Below are 16409 nucleotides of genomic sequence, written 5' to 3' on the forward strand. Positions count from 1 at the left end.
CGCTCTCAACGGGCTGTGTCGCCTGTGGCTATTCCCTCCCCCAACCCCTCCCGCTTGCGGGAGGGGAGTAAGAAGAAGACATGACAAAAAGGGCCGGCGATCGCTCGCCAGCCCCTTTATTCCGAACCGTGAAAACCGGGCCTCAGTACACCCGCTTCTTCGGCTTGATATACTCGATATCGTCGGTCAGCGTGTAGTCGTGGACCGGGCGATAGTCGATCGCGACTCCGCCGCCCTGGCCGCCCCAGCCGTCGAACGTCGCCACCGTGTGCTTCATCCAGTTGGCGTCGTCGCGATCGGGGAAGTCCTCGTTCACGTGCGCGCCGCGGCTTTCCTTGCGGTTCAGCGCCGATTCCATCGTCACGACGGCCTGGCTGATGAGGTTATCCAGCTCCAGCGTCTCGACCAGATCGGTGTTCCAGATCAGCGAGCGATCCTTGATGCCGATGTCCTTCATCCGGTCATAGGTGGCGCGGATCATCTGGCGACCTTCGGTCAGCAGCTCGTCGGTGCGGAACACGGCGCAGTGGCGCTGCATCGTCTTCTGCATCTCGCTGCGCACCGATGCGGTGGTCGAGCCACCGGCGGCGTTGCGGAAGTGATCCAGGCGACCCAGCGCCAGTTCTTCCGAGCCCTTGGGCAGCGGTGCGTGCGGCGTGCCGGGCTTCAGCGTGTCCTTGATGCGCAGGCCGGTCGCACGGCCGAACACGACAAGGTCGATCAGCGAGTTGGAACCGAGGCGGTTCGCGCCATGGACCGACACGCAGGCCGCTTCGCCGACCGCGAACAGGCCGGGTACGACCGAGTCCGGGTTGCCGTCCTTCAGGCGAACGACTTCGCCGTGATAGTTGGTCGGAATGCCGCCCATATTGTAGTGGACGGTCGGCGTCACGGGCAGCGGCTGGCGCGTCAGGTCGACACCGGCGAAGATCTTGCCGGTCTCGGTGATGCCGGGCAGGCGCTCGGCCAGCACCTTCGGGTCGATATGGTCGAGATGGAGGTAGATATGATCCCCCTCCTTACCGACGCCGCGTCCTTCACGGATTTCCATCGCCATCGAACGCGACACGACGTCGCGGCTGGCGAGATCCTTGGCCGACGGCGCGTAACGCTCCATGAAGCGCTCGCCCTCGGAGTTGGTGAGGTAACCGCCTTCACCGCGCGCGCCCTCGGTGATGAGGACGCCCGCGCCGTAAATGCCGGTCGGGTGGAACTGCACGAACTCCATGTCCTGGAGCGGCAGGCCGGCGCGCAGCACCATGCCGCCGCCGTCACCCGTGCAGGTGTGCGCCGAGGTGGCCGAGAAATAGCAGCGGCCATAGCCGCCGGTCGCCAGCACGACATTGTGCGCGCGGAACCGGTGGATCGAGCCGTCTTCCATGCACAGCGCGATCACGCCGCGGCAATTGCCCTGCTCGTCCATGATGAGGTCGAGCGCGAAATACTCGATGAAGAAGTCCGCGTCGTACTTCAGCGACTGCTGGTACAGCGCGTGAAGCATGGCGTGGCCGGTACGGTCGGCGGCGGCGCAGGTGCGCTGCGCGGGCGGGCCTTCGCCCATATTCTGCATCATGCCGCCGAACGGGCGCTGATAGATCTTGCCCTCTTCGGTGCGGCTGAACGGCACGCCGGCGTGCTCCAGCTCGTACACGGCGGCGGGCGCCTCGCGGCAGAGATATTCGATCGCGTCCTGGTCGCCCAGCCAGTCCGACCCCTTAACGGTGTCGTACATGTGCCAGGTCCAATGGTCGGGACCCATGTTACCCAGCGAGGCGGCGATGCCGCCCTGCGCGGCGACGGTGTGGCTGCGCGTCGGGAACACCTTGGTGATGCAGGCGGTCTTCAGACCCGCTTCCGCGATGCCCATGGTGGCCCGCAGGCCCGAGCCGCCCGCACCCACGACGACGGCGTCATAGGTATGGTCGATGATCTTGTAGGCGGCAGCAGACATTATGCAGCGGCTCCGAAGGCGATCTTGAGGATCGAGAAGATGGCGATGGCGGCGATCGTGAAGACGAACAGGTTCATGACGACGAGCAGCGCGACCCGGTTCTGGTCCTGCTCATAATCCTCGATCACGACCTGAAGGCCCAGGCGCATATGGTAGAAGATCGACGCGACCAGCAGCACCATCGGGATGGCGGCCCAGGGATTGGCCAGCCACAGATGCATCGCGGCGTAATCGAAGGAGGGCTGGCGCAGGATCGAGATCAGCAGCCACACGACCAGCAGGAAGTTCGATCCCGCCGTCAGGCGCTGGTTGAGCCAGTGGTGGGTGCCCGACTTGGCCGAGCCCAGGCCGCGCACGCGGCCGATTGCGGTTCCCGAACGCATCACTTGATCCCCAGATAGAGCCAGAAGGCCACCGTCATCACGACCGCGAAGATCATGGTGGCCTGCGCCTGCCGCTTGTTCGACTTCAGCTCGAAACCCGCGCCCACATCCATGAACAGGTGGCGGATGCCGTTGGCCATGTGCTGGAACAGGCAGGCGGTCAGGCCGATGCCGACGACATAGCCGATGATGTTGAGCTTGCCCGACTCGACGGTGAAGACGTCACGGAACGTCGCATAGCTTTCGGGACCCGCGGCGACCGCCGCCAGGAACCAGACGAGAAGCGCCGCGCCCACGGTCGCCATGCCCGTGCCGGTGGCGCGGTGCAGGATGGAGACCAGCATGTTGGGACCCCATTTCCAGATCTGGAGGTGTGGGGAGAGCGGGCGTGCGGTGTTGCGGGCGGCCAAGGGCAGATCCTCGAACAGTCTAAAGTCGGGCTGGTTTGCGGATATGCCTATGGTGAAGACGCCGACAGGATGCAAGCCGCGAGGCGAGATTCGTGCCTTGGGCGGCTAAGGGCGCCCCGGCCCCGCAGGCGGATAACCCGGCCTTAACGCTTTGCGCGGCACAGTCGGCGCGATCACGTTCCGATTGCCTGAAAGCGGAAGCCGATATGCCCGAGCGGGAAAATAATGTTGCCAGGACCGATCTGCCGCCGCCCACCGAGATCACTGCGGGGATCGATCTGGATGCGCGGGTTCGCGCTTTCGACGGGGGCGACGGCTCGCTGACCCGCCTTGCCGCCGATCTCTGGCCCGCGATCGAGGCGCGCGCCGACGAGGTGATCGAGGCGTATTGGAATCACTGGCGCCATGCCAATCCGGGGGCGCCCGACTGGACAAAGCTGGACCGCGAGCGGCAGCTGACGGCGGGGCGCGCCTATCTGCGCAACCGCTTCTGCCATTTGTCGGGGCGCGACTGGGTCGAGTCGCTGGGGCGTTCGGTCGCCTCGGCCTATGCCGCCGGGGTGCCGCCGATGGATGTGCTGGCCATGTCCTGTGCCAGCGACCGGGCGGCGCTGAAGGTGTTGCAGGAATCGGTGCCCATCGATGATCCCCGCCGCGAGGTGATGATCGACACGCTGCTCCGCCTGTTCGGCATGGAGACCGAGCTGACCGTCGAGCTGTTCGCAGGCTTCCGCGAATGGAGCGCCGAGCGCGAGCGCGAGCGGCTGGCGGGGGACTTCCGCAACGGGATCGCCCTGGTCGTCGAAAATGCGACGATCGAGGGGCAGGATCTGCGGCGCCAGGCGCAGGATGCGTCGCTTTCAACTCGAGGGATGCTGGGCAAATCGAGCGAGGTCGCCGCCGCCGCCGAACAATCGGCCGTGGCGATGCGCGAGGCGGCACAGACCGCCGCCGGGCTGATCCGCGCGATCGAGGATGCCCGTACCGAGGTCGACCAGGCGGCCGATGTCGCCAACCGCGCCGCCGATCAGGCGGGGCAGGCGGTCGGCATGTCGGAGATGCTGTCCGACCATGCCAAGTCGATCGAATCGATCCTGGGCCTGATCCGCGATATCGCCGGGCAGACCAACCTGCTGGCGCTCAACGCCACCATCGAGGCGGCGCGGGCGGGCGATGCGGGGCGCGGCTTCGCGGTCGTCGCCCAGGAAGTGAAGAGCCTCGCCAGCCAGACCGCGCGTGCGACAGACGACATCGCGACCAAGATCGCCGCGATCCAGGCCGCGACCCGGTCCACGGTCGAGACCAATGCCTCGATCAAGGCCACGGTCCATGAGGTCCAGGTGTCGGCCGAGCGGATCCGCCACGCTATGGAGGCGCAGGCCCAGACCGTCACCGCGATCACCGCCGCCGTCGATGAAACCGCGCTGGCCGCCGATTCGATGTCGCACACCATCGCCGCGATCCGCCAGGACACGGAGCATGTCGCGCAGGAGATCGACCGGGTCGGGCGCGGCTTCGACCATCTCGACACGCAGCTGGGCGACCTGAAGACCAGCGCCAGCCAGTTCGTCGCGCGGGTCGCGGCCTGATCGGTGATCCTCCCCGGTCACGGGGAGGTGGCAGGGCGCAAGCCCTGACGGAGGGGGGCTTCCTCAAGGGGCGTCCCGTGCGACACGCCCCTCCACCACCGCTTCGCGGCGGTCCCCCTCCCCGTGCCGGGGAGGACAAATTCAGCCGGTTGACGCATCGGCCCTCGCCCGGCACGGCAGAGGCATGACGACGATATTGGTAACGGGAAGCAGCCGGGGCATCGGCGCGGCCATCGCATCGACCCTGGGCGATCTGCTCGACACGCGGGTCCTGGGCCATGGCACACGCAGCGGCCCCGGCGCGAATCTGGCCGCCGACCTTTCGCAGCCCGGTGCGCCCGCAAGGCTCTGGGCCGAGGCGCTGGAGCAGGCGGGCGGCGCCATCGACGTGCTGGTGAACAATGCCGGTATCTTCGAGGCGAGCCCGCTCGACGCCGACGACTGGTCGGACAGCTGGGCGCGGACCATGCAGGTCAACCTGACCGCCTCGGCCGAACTCTGTCGCCTGGCGGTGCTGCACTGGCAGGAACGGGGCGTCGGCGGGCGGATCGTCAACATCGCCAGCCGCGCCGCCTATCGCGGCGACTCGCCCGCCCACTGGCATTATGCCGCGTCCAAGGGCGGCATGGTCGCGATGACCAAGACCATCGCGCGCGGCTATGCCGCGCAAGGAATCCTGGCCTTCGCCGTCTGCCCCGGCTTCACCATGACCGGCATGGCCGACGATTATCTGGCCAGCCGGGGCGGCGACAAGCTGCTCGCCGATATTCCGCTGGGCCGGGTCGCCAGCCCGGAGGAAGTCGCCGCGACCGTCCGGTTCCTGTGCATCGATGCGCCGCCTTCGATGACCGGCGCGGTCCTCGACGTGAATGGAGCCAGCTATGTCCGCTGACAGCTGGAAGCTGACCCTGCCCTGCACCCGCGACGAGGCGGAGGCGATCGACGCGGCCGACGATCTGGCGATCGAGGCGGTCATCATGACCACCGAGGAGATCGAGGACGACCGCGAGCATTGGCGGCTCGACGCCTATTTCGAGACCGAACCGGACGCAGCGACCATCGCGGCGATCCGCGCGCTGGTGCCCAGCGCAGGCGACCACCCTGCCACGGTCGAGCATGTGCCCGCGCAGGATTGGGTGACGATCAGCCAGGCCGGACTGGAACCGCTATCGGTCGGGCGCTTCTTCGTCCATACCGGCGACGAGGCGGTGCCGGAGGGCTTGCGCGGTTTCCATATCCCGGCGGGACGCGCGTTCGGGACCGGGCATCACGAGACGACCAGTGGCTGCCTCGCCATGCTCGACGCGATGGCTTCGGAGACGGTGGTCAATGCGATCGATGTGGGTACCGGCACCGGCCTGCTCGCCTTCGCCGCGCGGCATCTCTGGCCCGAGGCGAAGATCGTCGCGACCGATATCGATCCCATCGCGATCGACGTCACCGCCGAGAATGCGGCGATCAACGGCGTCGACGGGGTCGAACTGATCGTCGCCGACGGGGCGCTCGCCGATCCGATCATGGCGGGTGCGCCCTATGATCTGGTCATCGCCAATATCCTGGCCGGGCCGCTGATCTCGATGGCGCCCGAACTGGCTGCGATCGCGGGGCCGGGGGCGACCCTGGTGCTGGCCGGGCTGCTGGAGACGCAGCGGGCGGATGTGGTTGCGGCCTATGACGCCTGCGGTTGCGCGCTGGAGACGGTCGACCGGCGCGGCGACTGGAGCGTGTTGCGGTTGCGGGCGGCAAAGGAGCGGTTCGTGCCGAATGCGCCGTTCGACCCCAAGGGCCGCGACGGCTGGGCGTTGGATATCTGACCTCTTCTACTCCCCTCCCGCAGGCGGGAGGGGTTGGGGGAGGGTAAGGCCACGGGCGACAATCTCGGTGAGACTCCTGGCCCTCCCCCCGACCCCCTCCCGCCTGCGGGAGGGGGAGCGCGCGGGGCAGCCTTCCCCTTACGAAAACGGAAATCCCTGCGATTGCCATCCCCTACGCCAGTCAGGCATAAGCCCGTGCAAAGACTAGAAGGAGAGGTCATGGCATCGACGATGGTCGAACTGGAACGCCGCCGCGAAGGCGCGCGCGCCGGTGGTGGTGAGAAGCGCATCGCCGCGCAACACGCCAAGGGCAAGCTGACCGCGCGCGAGCGGCTCGACGTGCTGCTCGACGAGGGCAGCTTCGAGGAGCTCGACATGTTCGTCGAGCATAACTGTACCGACTTCGGCATGACCGAACAGGTCGTCCCCGGCGACGGCGTCGTGACCGGCTCGGGCACGATCAACGGGCGGCTGGTCTTTGTGTTCAGCCAGGACTTCACCGTCTTCGGCGGCTCGCTGTCGGAACGCCATGCGCAGAAGATCTGCAAGATCATGGACATGGCGATGAAGGTCGGTGCGCCCGTCATCGGCCTGAACGATTCGGGCGGCGCGCGCATCCAGGAGGGCGTCGCCTCGCTCGGCGGCTATGCCGAGGTGTTTCAGCGCAATGTGCTGGCGAGCGGCGTGGTGCCGCAGCTCAGCCTCATCATGGGGCCATGCGCAGGCGGCGCGGTCTATTCCCCCGCCATGACCGACTTCATCTTCATGGTGAAGGATTCCAGCTACATGTTCGTCACCGGCCCCGATGTGGTGAAGACGGTGACCAACGAGGTCGTGACCCAGGAAGCGCTGGGCGGCGCGGTGACGCACACCACCAAGACCGGCGTGGCGGACGTGGCGTTCGAGGACGATATCGAGGCGCTGCTGGCGGCGCGCGACTTCATCGACTTCCTGCCCGCCAACAATCGCGAGGGTGTGCCCGAGCGGCCGACCGCCGATGCCTGGGACAGACAAGAGGAAAGCCTCGACACGCTGATCCCGGCCAGCGCCAACCAGCCCTATGACATGCACGAACTGCTGTCGAAGGTCGTCGACGAGGGCGACTTCTTCGAGGTGCAGCCCGCCCACGGCGCCAACATCATCACCGGCTTCGGCCGGATCGAGGGGCGGACGGTCGGCTTCGTCGCCAACCAGCCGATGGTGCTGGCGGGGGTGCTCGACATCAATGCCAGCCGCAAGGCGGCGCGCTTCGTGCGCTTCTGCGACGCGTTCGAGATCCCGATCGTGACCTTTGTCGACGTGCCGGGCTTCCTGCCCGGCACCGCGCAGGAGCATAACGGCATCATCAAGCATGGCGCGAAACTGCTCTTCGCCTATGCCGAGGCGACGGTGCCCAAGATCACGGTCATCACGCGCAAGGCTTATGGCGGCGCCTATGACGTGATGGCGTCCAAGCATTTGCGCGGCGACCTCAACTATGCCTGGCCGACCGCCGAGATCGCGGTGATGGGCGCGAAAGGCGCGGTCGAGATCATCTTCCGGGGCAAGACGCCGGAGGAGATCGCCGAGCGTACGGCGGAATATGAGGCGCGCTTCGCCAACCCGTTCGTCGCGGCGTCCAAGGGGTTCGTGGACGAGGTGATCCAGCCGCATTCAACCCGCAGGCGGATCGCGCTGGGCCTGCGCAAGCTGCGCAACAAGGATCTGGCCAATCCGTGGAAGAAGCATGACAATCTGCCGCTCTGAGATGGTCGCTCGCGGCAAAGCCCTCCCCCATCCCCTCCCGCTTGCGGGAGGGGCGTGCTGGTGGACCGCGCGTGCCCGGAACATCTCCCCTCCCGCAGGCGAGTTTCAGGTTGGTCATGCCCCCGGCATGACCGAAACGATGCGGGGCATCGTTTACCTGAAACTGGGCTGGGGGAGGGCTGGCGCTGTCCGCATATTCCCACGCTGGAGGAGCGCCACATGACCCTGGGTCGCCTCAACCATATCGGCATCGCCACGCCGTCGATCGAAAAGACGATCGAAACCTATCGCCACCTCCTCGGCGCGGACGCGATCGGCGAACCGTTCGACCTGCCCCCGCAAGGCGTGCGGGTGTGCTTCATCGACGCGCCCAACACCCAGATCGAGCTGATCCAGCCGCTCGACGAAACCTCCCCCATCGCCAACTTCCTGAAGAAGAACCCGGCGGGCGGGCAGCATCATCTGTGCTTCGAGGTCGCCGACATGGCCGCTGCCGTCGCCGAGCTTCAGGCCAAGGGCGCGACGCTGCTGGGCCAGCCGCGTATCGGCGCGCATGGCACGCCGGTCGTCTTCCTCCACCCGCGCGACATGGGCGGGGTGCTGGTCGAGCTGATGGAAACACCGGGAGAGGGGCATTGAGCGACGCCATGCTGCGCGTCGAGCGTCGGGGCGATGTCCTGATCCTGACGCTCAACCGGCCCGAGCGGCTGAACGCCGCGCCGCCCGCGCTGTTCGATGCGATCCGCGAAGCGCTCGAAGCGCGTGGCGATGCGCGTGCGGTGCTGATCGCGGGCGAGGGGCGGGCCTTTTGCTCGGGCGCGGATATCTCGGGCGGCGAGGTCGGCCCGGACACGATCCACCGCGCGCTGGTCGAGCATTACAACCCGGCGATGCTGGCGCTCGCCGACCTGCCCATTCCCGTGGTCAGCGCGGTTCGAGGCGCGGCGGCGGGGATCGGATGCAGTCTGGCGCTCGCCGCCGACTTCTGCGTCGCGAGCGAAACCGCCTATTTCCTCCACGCCTTCGTCAACATCGGGCTGGTGCCCGATGGCGGGGCGAGCTGGATGCTGCCGCGTCTGATCGGTCGGGCGCGGGCGGGCGAGATGATGATGCTGGGCGAGCGGGTTCCGGCGGCCAAGGCGCTCGACTGGGGCATGATCCACAAGGTCGTGGCCGACGATGCGCTCGATGCCGAAGCCCTGTCCCTCGCCGAACGGCTGGCGGCGGGGCCGAGCGTGGCGCTCGGGCTGATGCGCCGCGCGCTCCAGGCCGGGTTCGACAGCGACTATGCCACCGCGCTGACCCGCGAGGCGGAAGACCAGCGCACCGCCCGCGCGACCCAGGACGGCGAGGAAGGCGGCCGGGCCTTTTTTGAAAAGCGTCCGCCGCGTTTCCTGGGGCGGTAGGATACGGCCCCTTGCGCACGCATGATGATTTCGCTCTAGTGAAATAAAATAAGAGTGGATGAGGAGTGGCCGATGGCCGAACGCCCTGAGCTGTCCGATTGGGAAGCCCTTGCCGCGCGCGAGGTGAAGGGCCGCGATCTCGACTGGCAGACGCCCGAGGGGATCACGGTCAAGCCGCTCTATACCGCTGCCGATGTGACCACCGATCCCGGCCTGCCGGGTTTTGCGCCGTTCACGCGTGGCGTGCGGGCCAGCATGTATGCGGGCCGCCCCTGGACGATCCGGCAATATGCGGGCTTCTCGACCGCCGAGGAATCCAATGCCTTTTATCGCCGCAACCTGGCGGCCGGGCAGAAGGGGTTGTCGGTCGCTTTCGATCTGGCGACGCACCGCGGTTATGACAGCGACCACCCGCGCGTGACGGGCGATGTCGGCAAGGCGGGCGTCGCGATCGACACGGTCGAGGATATGAAGATCCTGTTCGACGGCATTCCGCTGGATGCCATGTCGGTCAGCATGACGATGAACGGCGCGGTGATCCCGGTTCTGGCCTTCTTCATCGTCGCGGCCGAGGAGCAGGGGGTTCACCGCTCCAAGCTGGAAGGGACCATCCAGAACGACATCCTCAAGGAGTTCATGGTCCGCAACACCTATATCTACCCGCCCGAGCCGAGCATGCGGATCATCTCGGACATCTTCGCCTACACCAGCGCCGAGATGCCCAAGTTCAACAGCATCTCGATCAGCGGCTATCACATGCAGGAGGCGGGGGCCACGCAGCTCCAGGAGCTGGCCTTCACCATCGCCGACGGCATGGAATATGTGAAATATGGCGTGGCGTCGGGCCTCGACATCGACAAGTTTGCGGGGCGGCTGTCCTTCTTCTTCGCGATCGGCATGAACTTCTTCATGGAGGTCGCCAAGCTGCGCGCCGCACGCGTGCTGTGGCACCGGGCGATGACACAGCTGGGCGCGAAGGACGAACGCTCCAAGATGCTGCGCACGCACTGCCAGACCAGCGGCGTGTCGCTGACCGAGCAGGACCCGTATAACAACGTCATCCGCACCACCATCGAGGCGATGGCGGCGATGCTGGGCGGCACCCAGTCGCTCCACACCAACGCGCTGGACGAGGCGATCGCGCTTCCCACCGACTTCTCCGCCCGGATCGCGCGCAACACGCAGATCGTGCTGCAGGAAGAGACGGGGATGACCAAGGTCGTCGATCCCCTGGGCGGCAGCTATTATGTCGAGAGCCTGACCCAGTCGCTGGTCGATGGGGCGTGGGAACTCATTGAGCGGATCGAGGCCGAAGGCGGCATGGCCAGGGCGGTCGCTTCGGGCTGGCCCAAGGCGATGATCGAAGAGGCGAGCGCCGCGCGCGCCGCCAAGGTCGACCGGGGCGAGGATGTCATCGTCGGGGTGAACAAATACCGGCTTCAGGATGAGGCACCGGTGGAAATCCTCGACATCGACAATCATGCGGTGCGGGCGGGGCAGGTGGCGCGGATCGCGGCGGTGAAAGCAGCGCGCGATGAGGTGGCGTGTCGGACAGCGCTCGATGCGTTGCGAGACGCTGCCCAAAATCCTCCCCAAGCTGTGCTTGGGGAGGGGGACCATCGCGCCAGCGATGGTGGAGGGGCCGGGGCTGACGGTGCCGCCCCTCCACCACGCCCTGGGGGCGCGGTCCCCCTCCCCGAGCAAGCTCAGGGAGGATTGGGGACAAACCTCCTCGCACTCGCCGTTAAGGCCGCCCGCGCCCGCGCGACTTTGGGCGAGATTTCCTCGGCGCTGGAGGATGCGTTCGGCCGCTACGGCACCCAGCCGACGCCGGTGTCGGGCATTTACGGCGGTGCGTACGCCGAAGACGAACGCTGGGCGCGCCTGCTCCGCGGCGTCGAGGCGGTGGAGCGGCGTCTGGGCCGCAAGCCCCGGCTGTTCGTCGCCAAGATGGGCCAGGACGGGCATGACCGGGGCGCGAACCTCGTCTCCTCTATGTTCGGCGATCTGGGGTTCGAGGTGGTGCCCGGCCCGCTCTTCCAGACGCCGGAGGAAGCCGCGCAACTGGCGCTGTCCCGCGACGTCGACGTGGTCGGCGCGTCCAGCCTGGCCGCCGGGCACAAGACGCTGATCCCCGAACTGATCGGCCACCTCCGCGAGGCGGGGCGCGCCGATATCAAGGTCATCGCGGGTGGCGTTATTCCCGCACAGGATTATCAGGCGCTCTACGATGCCGGGGTGCAGGCGATTTTCGGCCCCGGCACCAACCTTGTGAAGGCGGCCGAGGATGTGCTGAGGCTGCTGGGCCATAATATGCCGCCCGAGACGGGCGAATGACAGGACATGACGTGATGACGACGACCACCGCGCTTCGCCCCGAGGCGACCTTGCGCACCGACTGGACCCGCGCCGAGATCAGCGCTCTGTTCGACCTGCCCTTCACCGAGCTGCTGTTCCGCGCGGCCGAAGTCCACCGCGCGCATCACGCGGCGGACGAGGTGCAGCTCTGCACGCTCTGCTCGATCAAGACCGGCGGCTGCCCCGAGGATTGCGGTTACTGTTCGCAAAGCGCGTCAGCGGAAAGCGACGTGAAGGCCGAGAAGCTGATGGACGTGCAAGCCGTGCTGGCGGCGGCGGCCGAGGCCAAGGCGGCGGGCTCGCAGCGTTTCTGCATGGGCGCGGCCTGGCGGTCGCCGAAGGAGCGCGACATGGACAAGGTCGTCGCCATGGTCGAGGGGGTGAAGGCCATGGGGCTGGAGACCTGCATGACGCTGGGGATGCTTGATGCCCCTCAGGCGCAGCGTCTGGCCGAGGCGGGTCTAGACTATTACAACCACAATATCGACACCTCGCCCGAAAACTACGCCAACGTCATCACGACGCGCTGCTTCGAGGATCGGTTGGAGACGCTGTCCAACGTGCGCGACGCGGGCATTTCGGTCTGCTGCGGCGGGATCGTCGGTATGGGTGAGACGCGCGGCGACCGCGTCGGCTTCGTCCATGCGCTCGCCACCCTGCCGCGCCACCCCGAAAGCGTGCCGGTCAATGCGCTGGTTCCGGTCAAGGGCACGGTGCTGGGTGACATGCTCGCCGACACGCCGCTGGCGCGGATCGATGATATCGAGTTCGTCCGCACCGTCGCGGTCGCGCGCATCACCATGCCGATGAGCATGGTCCGCCTGTCGGCCGGGCGCGAGAGCATGTCGGCGGCGACCCAGGCCTTGTGCTTTATGGCGGGCGCGAACTCGATCTTCACCGGTGACAAGCTGCTGACCGCGGGCAATGCGGGGGACGATGCGGATGCCGCGCTGTTCGCCAAGCTGGGCCTGAAGCCGATGGAAGGTGCCGAGCCGATGCGGGTGGCAGCCGAGTGATTTCGGTTCACCCCATCTTGATCACCCCGGCGAAGGCCGGGGTCCAGATGCGGTGAACCATCGATGGTGCGACGCATCGGCCTCCCCCCGAGGTGCTGCGGCGCGCCATCGACAAAAGGGGAACTGGACCCCGGCCTTCGCCGGGGTGGTGCTTCCCACAAGACATTCGACACGGACCAACGACATAAAAGGAGAGGTATCCCCGTGTTCCAGAAAATCCTGATCGCCAATCGCGGGGAAATCGCGTGCCGGGTCATCCGCACCGCCCGCGCGATGGGCATCGCCACGGTCGCGGTCTATTCGGACGCCGATGCCAGCGCGCCGCATGTCCGTCTGGCCGATGAGTCGGTCCGCTTGGGGCCAGCACCCGCCGCCGAAAGCTATCTCAAGGCCGAACTGATCCTCGCCGCCGCCAAGGCGACCGGCGCGGACGCGATCCATCCCGGTTACGGCTTCCTGTCCGAACGTGAGAGCTTCGCGAAAGCCTGTGCCGAGGCGGGTGTCGCCTTCATCGGCCCGCCGCCGAACGCCATCGCCGCGATGGGCGACAAGATCGAATCCAAGAAGCTGGCCAAGGCGGCGGGGGTCAATGTCGTCCCCGGCTATCTGGGCGAGATCGCCGATACCGAGGAAGCGGTGCGCATCGCCGCCGACATCGGCTTCCCCGTCATGATGAAGGCGTCGGCGGGCGGCGGCGGCAAGGGCATGCGGCTCGCCTGGTCGGAGGCGGACGTGCGCGAGGGCTTCGAGGCGACCAAGCGCGAGGGGCTCGCCAGCTTCGGGGACGACCGCGTCTTCATCGAGAAGTTCATCGAGTCCCCCCGCCATATCGAGATCCAGGTGCTGGGCGACCAGCATGGCAATATCGTCTATCTCGGCGAGCGCGAATGCTCGGTCCAGCGCCGTCACCAGAAGGTGGTCGAGGAAGCCCCGTCGCCTTTCGTCACCCCCGAGATGCGCCGCGCCATGGGCGAACAGGCGGTCGCTCTAGCGCGTGCGGTCGGCTATTATTCGGCGGGCACCGTCGAGCTGATCGTGTCGGGCGCGGACACGACGGGCAAGAGCTTCTACTTCCTCGAAATGAACACCCGGCTCCAGGTCGAGCATCCCGTGACCGAAGAGATTACCGGGCTCGATCTGGTCGAGCAGATGATCCGCGTCGCGGCGGGCGAGCCCCTGGCCTTCAAGCAGGACGAGGTGACGCTGACCGGCTGGGCGGTCGAGAACCGTGTCTATGCCGAGGACCCGTATCGCGGCTTCCTGCCCTCGACCGGGCGGCTGGTCCGCTACAACCCGCCCGCCGAACATTCGGACGACGAAACCCGCGTCCGCGTCGACGACGGCGTGGCCGAGGGCGGCGAGGTCAGCATGTTCTACGACCCGATGATCGCCAAGCTCGTCACCTGGGCGCCGACCCGCGAAGCCGCGATCGACGCCCAGATCGCCGCGCTCGATGCGTTCGAGATCGTCGGGCCGGGGACCAATATCGACTTCGTCTCCGCGCTGATGCAGCATCCTCGCTTCCGCGCAGGGGCGCTGTCGACCGGCTTCATCGCCGAGGAATATCCCGAAGGCTTCCAAGGCGCGCCCGCCAGCGACGACCTGACCCGCACCCTTGCGGCGGTCGCCGCCTTCGCCGCCACCGCCGAGGCCGATCGCGCGCGGCGGGTCGACGGCCAGCTCGGCCACCGCCTGCAACCGCCCGCCGACTGGACGGTGCGGATCGGCGGAGCGGATCATCAGGTCCATGTCTCGACCGACGGCATGACCGTCGATGGCGACGACCTGGACCTCGCCATCGCCTATACGCCCGGCGACCGGATGATCGCGGTCGAGGACGAAGATGGCGAGACGCTCCACGTCCGCATCGCGAAGACGCGTACCGGCTTCAAGCTGACCACGCGCGGTGCCAGCCACATGGTCCGCGTCCTCCCCGCCCGCGCGGCGGCTTATGCCCAGCACCTGATCGAAAAGGTGCCGCCCGACCTGTCGAAATACCTGATCGCGCCGATGCCGGGCCTGCTCGTTCGATTGGACGTCGCCGAGGGTGATTCCGTCGAGGCGGGCCAGTCGCTGGCCGTCGTCGAGGCGATGAAGATGGAAAACATCCTCCGCGCCGCCAAGTCCGGCACGGTGAAGACGATCAGCGCCAAGACCGGCGACAGCCTGGCCGTCGATGCGGTGATTCTCGAACTGGAGTAATTTGCAGAAGTCAGACTTATTACTCCCCTTGCAGGGGAGGTGGCGCGCATAGCGCGTCGGAGGGGTGTCCCGCTCTCGATAGGGTGACACCCCTCCGTCAGGCCTTCGGCCTGCCACCTCCCCTTGCAGGGGAGGAATGAGCGAGGGCCAGGATCCGCTCGGCCTCGGCCAGGTGCAGCCGCTCCACCATCTGCCCGTCCAGCCGGATCGCGCCCAGCGCCGCTTGCTCGGAATCGGCGAAAGCCTCCACCACCCGCTGCGCCCAGGCGATTTCCGCCGCATCCGGGCCGAACCCTGCATGGGCCGCCGCAATCTGGTTGGGGTGGATCAGCGTCTTGCCGTCGAAGCCCAGCCGCCGCCCCTCCGTGCATTCCGCCGCCAGCCGCTCGGGCGCGTCGAGGGCGTTGCATACGCCGTCCAGCGCGATCAGTCCGGCGCTGCGGGCGGCGACGACGATCTGGACCCGGAGCGGCAACAACGCCTCGGGCGCGGGCGGAGAGGGCAGGCGCATCTCCTTCGCCAGATCGTTGGTGCCCGCGACCAAAGCGGTCAGCCCCAACCCCGTTGCCGCCTGCGCGATCGCGCCGAGCGACAGGATACCGCGGCACGTCTCGATCATCGCCCAGAGCGGCACGTCCGGCCCCAATGCCGCCCGCGCGGCGGCAAGCGTCGCGACATCGTCGACCTTGGGGATCAGCACCGCCGCCGGACGCGTCGTCGCCAGCGCGGCGAGGTCGTCCATCGCATGGGGCGTATCCAGTCCGTTTGTCCGCACGACCAGCAACCGCTCGCCAAAGCCCCCCTCGCGCACCGCCGCCACCGCCGCATCGCGCGCCATGGCCTTGGCGTCGGGGGCGACCGCATCCTCCAGATCGAGGATCACCGCATCGCTGTCGAACATGCGCGCCTTGGCGATGGCGCGGGAATTGGAGGCGGGGAGGAACAGGGCGCTGCGCAAGATCATAGCGCGAGCATAGCGGCGTCATGCCTCTGGTAAAATGGCGGGGTCGCGCCATAATCGAAGGCGCAAAGGGGGATGATGACATGACCGCGACGCTGTTGCTGCTGGGGCTGACGATCACGCTCTACGTCTGGCCGGATCTGCCGGTCAGCCGCTGGCTGGCGGGTATGATGGTCGAGGCTCCGGCGCGGCTGCTCGGGCGGGTCCGGCCGGGGCATTGGGCGATGATGGCGCTGGGGGTGGCGCTGCTGGGCCTCGCCATCTGGTTCGAGATCGATGAGATTCGGATGCTCGCCGCAGCGGCCGCGCCGATGGGCGATCTGGTCATGCTCGCCTCGGCGATCGAATGGGGCGGCGTGGCCGAACTGGTGATGGCGGCGGTCCTGTCCTCCTCGATGCTGGCGCGCTGGCCTGTTTTCGGCCGCTGGGCCGGGCGGATGTCCGCAAGCCGGACCGCTCGCCCGCGCCGGGTGGAGCGGCCCGCCAATGACAGCGACGATGGCGAGGGGCGACGACTCGCCGCCTGATCCCTTTGCGGGGGCGGAACGAAAGCGCCGGGCCGCCGTTCACCCG

General features: G+C 67.4%; 14 protein-coding genes. 10 read left to right on the top strand and 4 right to left on the bottom strand.

The annotated features are described in order from the left end of the window. Nucleotides 1–142: 142 nt before the first annotated feature. The 3 genes from sdhA to sdhC are packed head-to-tail and all read right to left on the bottom strand — an operon-like array spanning nt 143 to nt 2744. Entirely contained in the window at nt 143–1951 is a 1809-nt protein-coding gene (gene sdhA, locus SP5_RS12910; protein ID WP_042489426.1) for a succinate dehydrogenase flavoprotein subunit, read from the bottom strand. Next, on the bottom strand, nt 1951–2334 hold the full coding sequence (gene sdhD / locus SP5_RS12915) for a succinate dehydrogenase, hydrophobic membrane anchor protein (RefSeq protein WP_042489430.1): 384 nt from the start codon (nt 2332–2334) through the stop codon (nt 1951–1953). Before sdhD ends, sdhA begins: the two co-directional genes overlap by 1 nt. Continuing rightward, nucleotides 2334–2744: a succinate dehydrogenase, cytochrome b556 subunit gene (gene sdhC, locus SP5_RS12920; RefSeq protein ID WP_042489433.1), complete on the bottom strand. Its 411-nt coding sequence runs from the start codon at nt 2742–2744 to the stop codon at nt 2334–2336. The genes sdhD and sdhC overlap by 1 nt, the downstream gene beginning before the upstream one ends. A gap of 206 nt (nt 2745–2950) precedes the next feature. Between sdhC and SP5_RS12925 the strand changes: the two genes are divergently transcribed. The 9 genes from SP5_RS12925 to SP5_RS12965 all read left to right on the top strand — a co-directional run bounded on the left by SP5_RS12925 (nt 2951) and on the right by SP5_RS12965 (nt 14875). Further along, the gene (locus SP5_RS12925; RefSeq protein ID WP_174435542.1) at nt 2951–4333 is read left to right on the top strand and encodes a methyl-accepting chemotaxis protein; all 1383 of its coding nucleotides are present in this window, start codon (nt 2951–2953) and stop codon (nt 4331–4333) included. 184 nt (nt 4334–4517) lie between these two features. Beyond that, nucleotides 4518–5225: an SDR family NAD(P)-dependent oxidoreductase gene (locus SP5_RS12930; RefSeq protein WP_042489436.1), complete on the top strand. Its 708-nt coding sequence runs from the start codon at nt 4518–4520 to the stop codon at nt 5223–5225. Continuing rightward, the gene (locus tag SP5_RS12935; protein ID WP_042489441.1) at nt 5215–6147 is read left to right on the top strand and encodes a 50S ribosomal protein L11 methyltransferase; all 933 of its coding nucleotides are present in this window, start codon (nt 5215–5217) and stop codon (nt 6145–6147) included. The genes SP5_RS12930 and SP5_RS12935 overlap by 11 nt, the downstream gene beginning before the upstream one ends. A gap of 219 nt (nt 6148–6366) precedes the next feature. Next, nucleotides 6367–7893, top strand: a complete 1527-nt coding sequence (locus SP5_RS12940; protein WP_042489444.1) for an acyl-CoA carboxylase subunit beta — start codon at nt 6367–6369, stop codon at nt 7891–7893. A gap of 219 nt (nt 7894–8112) precedes the next feature. Next, nucleotides 8113–8532 carry a methylmalonyl-CoA epimerase gene (gene mce / locus SP5_RS12945; protein ID WP_042489447.1) on the top strand — a complete coding sequence of 140 codons (420 nt, stop codon included), beginning with the start codon at nt 8113–8115 and terminating at the stop codon, nt 8530–8532. A gap of 8 nt (nt 8533–8540) precedes the next feature. Next, nucleotides 8541–9299, top strand: a complete 759-nt coding sequence (locus tag SP5_RS12950; RefSeq protein ID WP_042489450.1) for an enoyl-CoA hydratase-related protein — start codon at nt 8541–8543, stop codon at nt 9297–9299. Between the two features lie 72 nt (nt 9300–9371). Further along, nucleotides 9372–11636: a methylmalonyl-CoA mutase gene (scpA, locus tag SP5_RS12955; protein ID WP_042489454.1), complete on the top strand. Its 2265-nt coding sequence runs from the start codon at nt 9372–9374 to the stop codon at nt 11634–11636. Nucleotides 11637–11650: 14 nt separating this feature from the next. Then, on the top strand, nt 11651–12673 hold the full coding sequence (gene bioB, locus SP5_RS12960) for a biotin synthase BioB (protein ID WP_042489455.1): 1023 nt from the start codon (nt 11651–11653) through the stop codon (nt 12671–12673). Between the two features lie 204 nt (nt 12674–12877). Beyond that, a complete protein-coding gene (locus SP5_RS12965; protein WP_042489458.1) occupies nt 12878–14875 on the top strand; it encodes an acetyl-CoA carboxylase biotin carboxylase subunit in 1998 nt (665 codons plus the stop codon). A 97-nt stretch (nt 14876–14972) separates the two neighbouring features. Here SP5_RS12965 and SP5_RS12970 read toward each other — a convergent pair whose 3' ends face one another. After that, nucleotides 14973–15839 (bottom strand): HpcH/HpaI aldolase/citrate lyase family protein, encoded by an 867-nt coding sequence (locus SP5_RS12970; protein ID WP_042489460.1) that lies wholly within the window; start codon nt 15837–15839, stop codon nt 14973–14975. An 80-nt stretch (nt 15840–15919) separates the two neighbouring features. On the opposite strand from SP5_RS12970, the gene SP5_RS12975 reads away from it, so the two are divergent. Continuing rightward, nucleotides 15920–16363 (top strand): hypothetical protein, encoded by a 444-nt coding sequence (locus tag SP5_RS12975; RefSeq protein WP_042489463.1) that lies wholly within the window; start codon nt 15920–15922, stop codon nt 16361–16363. Nucleotides 16364–16409: the final 46 nt, after the last annotated feature.

The organism is Sphingomonas parapaucimobilis NBRC 15100, from assembly GCF_000787715.1.
Classification (GTDB): domain Bacteria; phylum Pseudomonadota; class Alphaproteobacteria; order Sphingomonadales; family Sphingomonadaceae; genus Sphingomonas; species Sphingomonas parapaucimobilis.

What these genes read in the sequence shown, in the direction of transcription:
- SP5_RS12975 (WP_042489463.1), top strand. Translation starts at nt 15,920, where the DNA reads ATGACCGCGACGCTGTTGCTGCTGGGGCTGACGATCACGCTCTACGTC.
- bioB (WP_042489455.1), top strand. Translation starts at nt 11,651, where the DNA reads ATGACGACGACCACCGCGCTTCGCCCCGAGGCGACCTTGCGCACCGAC.
- mce (WP_042489447.1), top strand. Translation starts at nt 8,113, where the DNA reads ATGACCCTGGGTCGCCTCAACCATATCGGCATCGCCACGCCGTCGATC.
- SP5_RS12930 (WP_042489436.1), top strand. Translation starts at nt 4,518, where the DNA reads ATGACGACGATATTGGTAACGGGAAGCAGCCGGGGCATCGGCGCGGCC.
- sdhD (WP_042489430.1), bottom strand. Translation starts at nt 2,334, where the DNA reads ATGCGTTCGGGAACCGCAATCGGCCGCGTGCGCGGCCTGGGCTCGGCC.
- sdhA (WP_042489426.1), bottom strand. Translation starts at nt 1,951, where the DNA reads ATGTCTGCTGCCGCCTACAAGATCATCGACCATACCTATGACGCCGTC.
- SP5_RS12970 (WP_042489460.1), bottom strand. Translation starts at nt 15,839, where the DNA reads ATGATCTTGCGCAGCGCCCTGTTCCTCCCCGCCTCCAATTCCCGCGCC.
- SP5_RS12950 (WP_042489450.1), top strand. Translation starts at nt 8,541, where the DNA reads ATGCTGCGCGTCGAGCGTCGGGGCGATGTCCTGATCCTGACGCTCAAC.
- SP5_RS12925 (WP_174435542.1), top strand. Translation starts at nt 2,951, where the DNA reads ATGCCCGAGCGGGAAAATAATGTTGCCAGGACCGATCTGCCGCCGCCC.
- scpA (WP_042489454.1), top strand. Translation starts at nt 9,372, where the DNA reads ATGGCCGAACGCCCTGAGCTGTCCGATTGGGAAGCCCTTGCCGCGCGC.
- SP5_RS12935 (WP_042489441.1), top strand. Translation starts at nt 5,215, where the DNA reads ATGTCCGCTGACAGCTGGAAGCTGACCCTGCCCTGCACCCGCGACGAG.
- SP5_RS12940 (WP_042489444.1), top strand. Translation starts at nt 6,367, where the DNA reads ATGGCATCGACGATGGTCGAACTGGAACGCCGCCGCGAAGGCGCGCGC.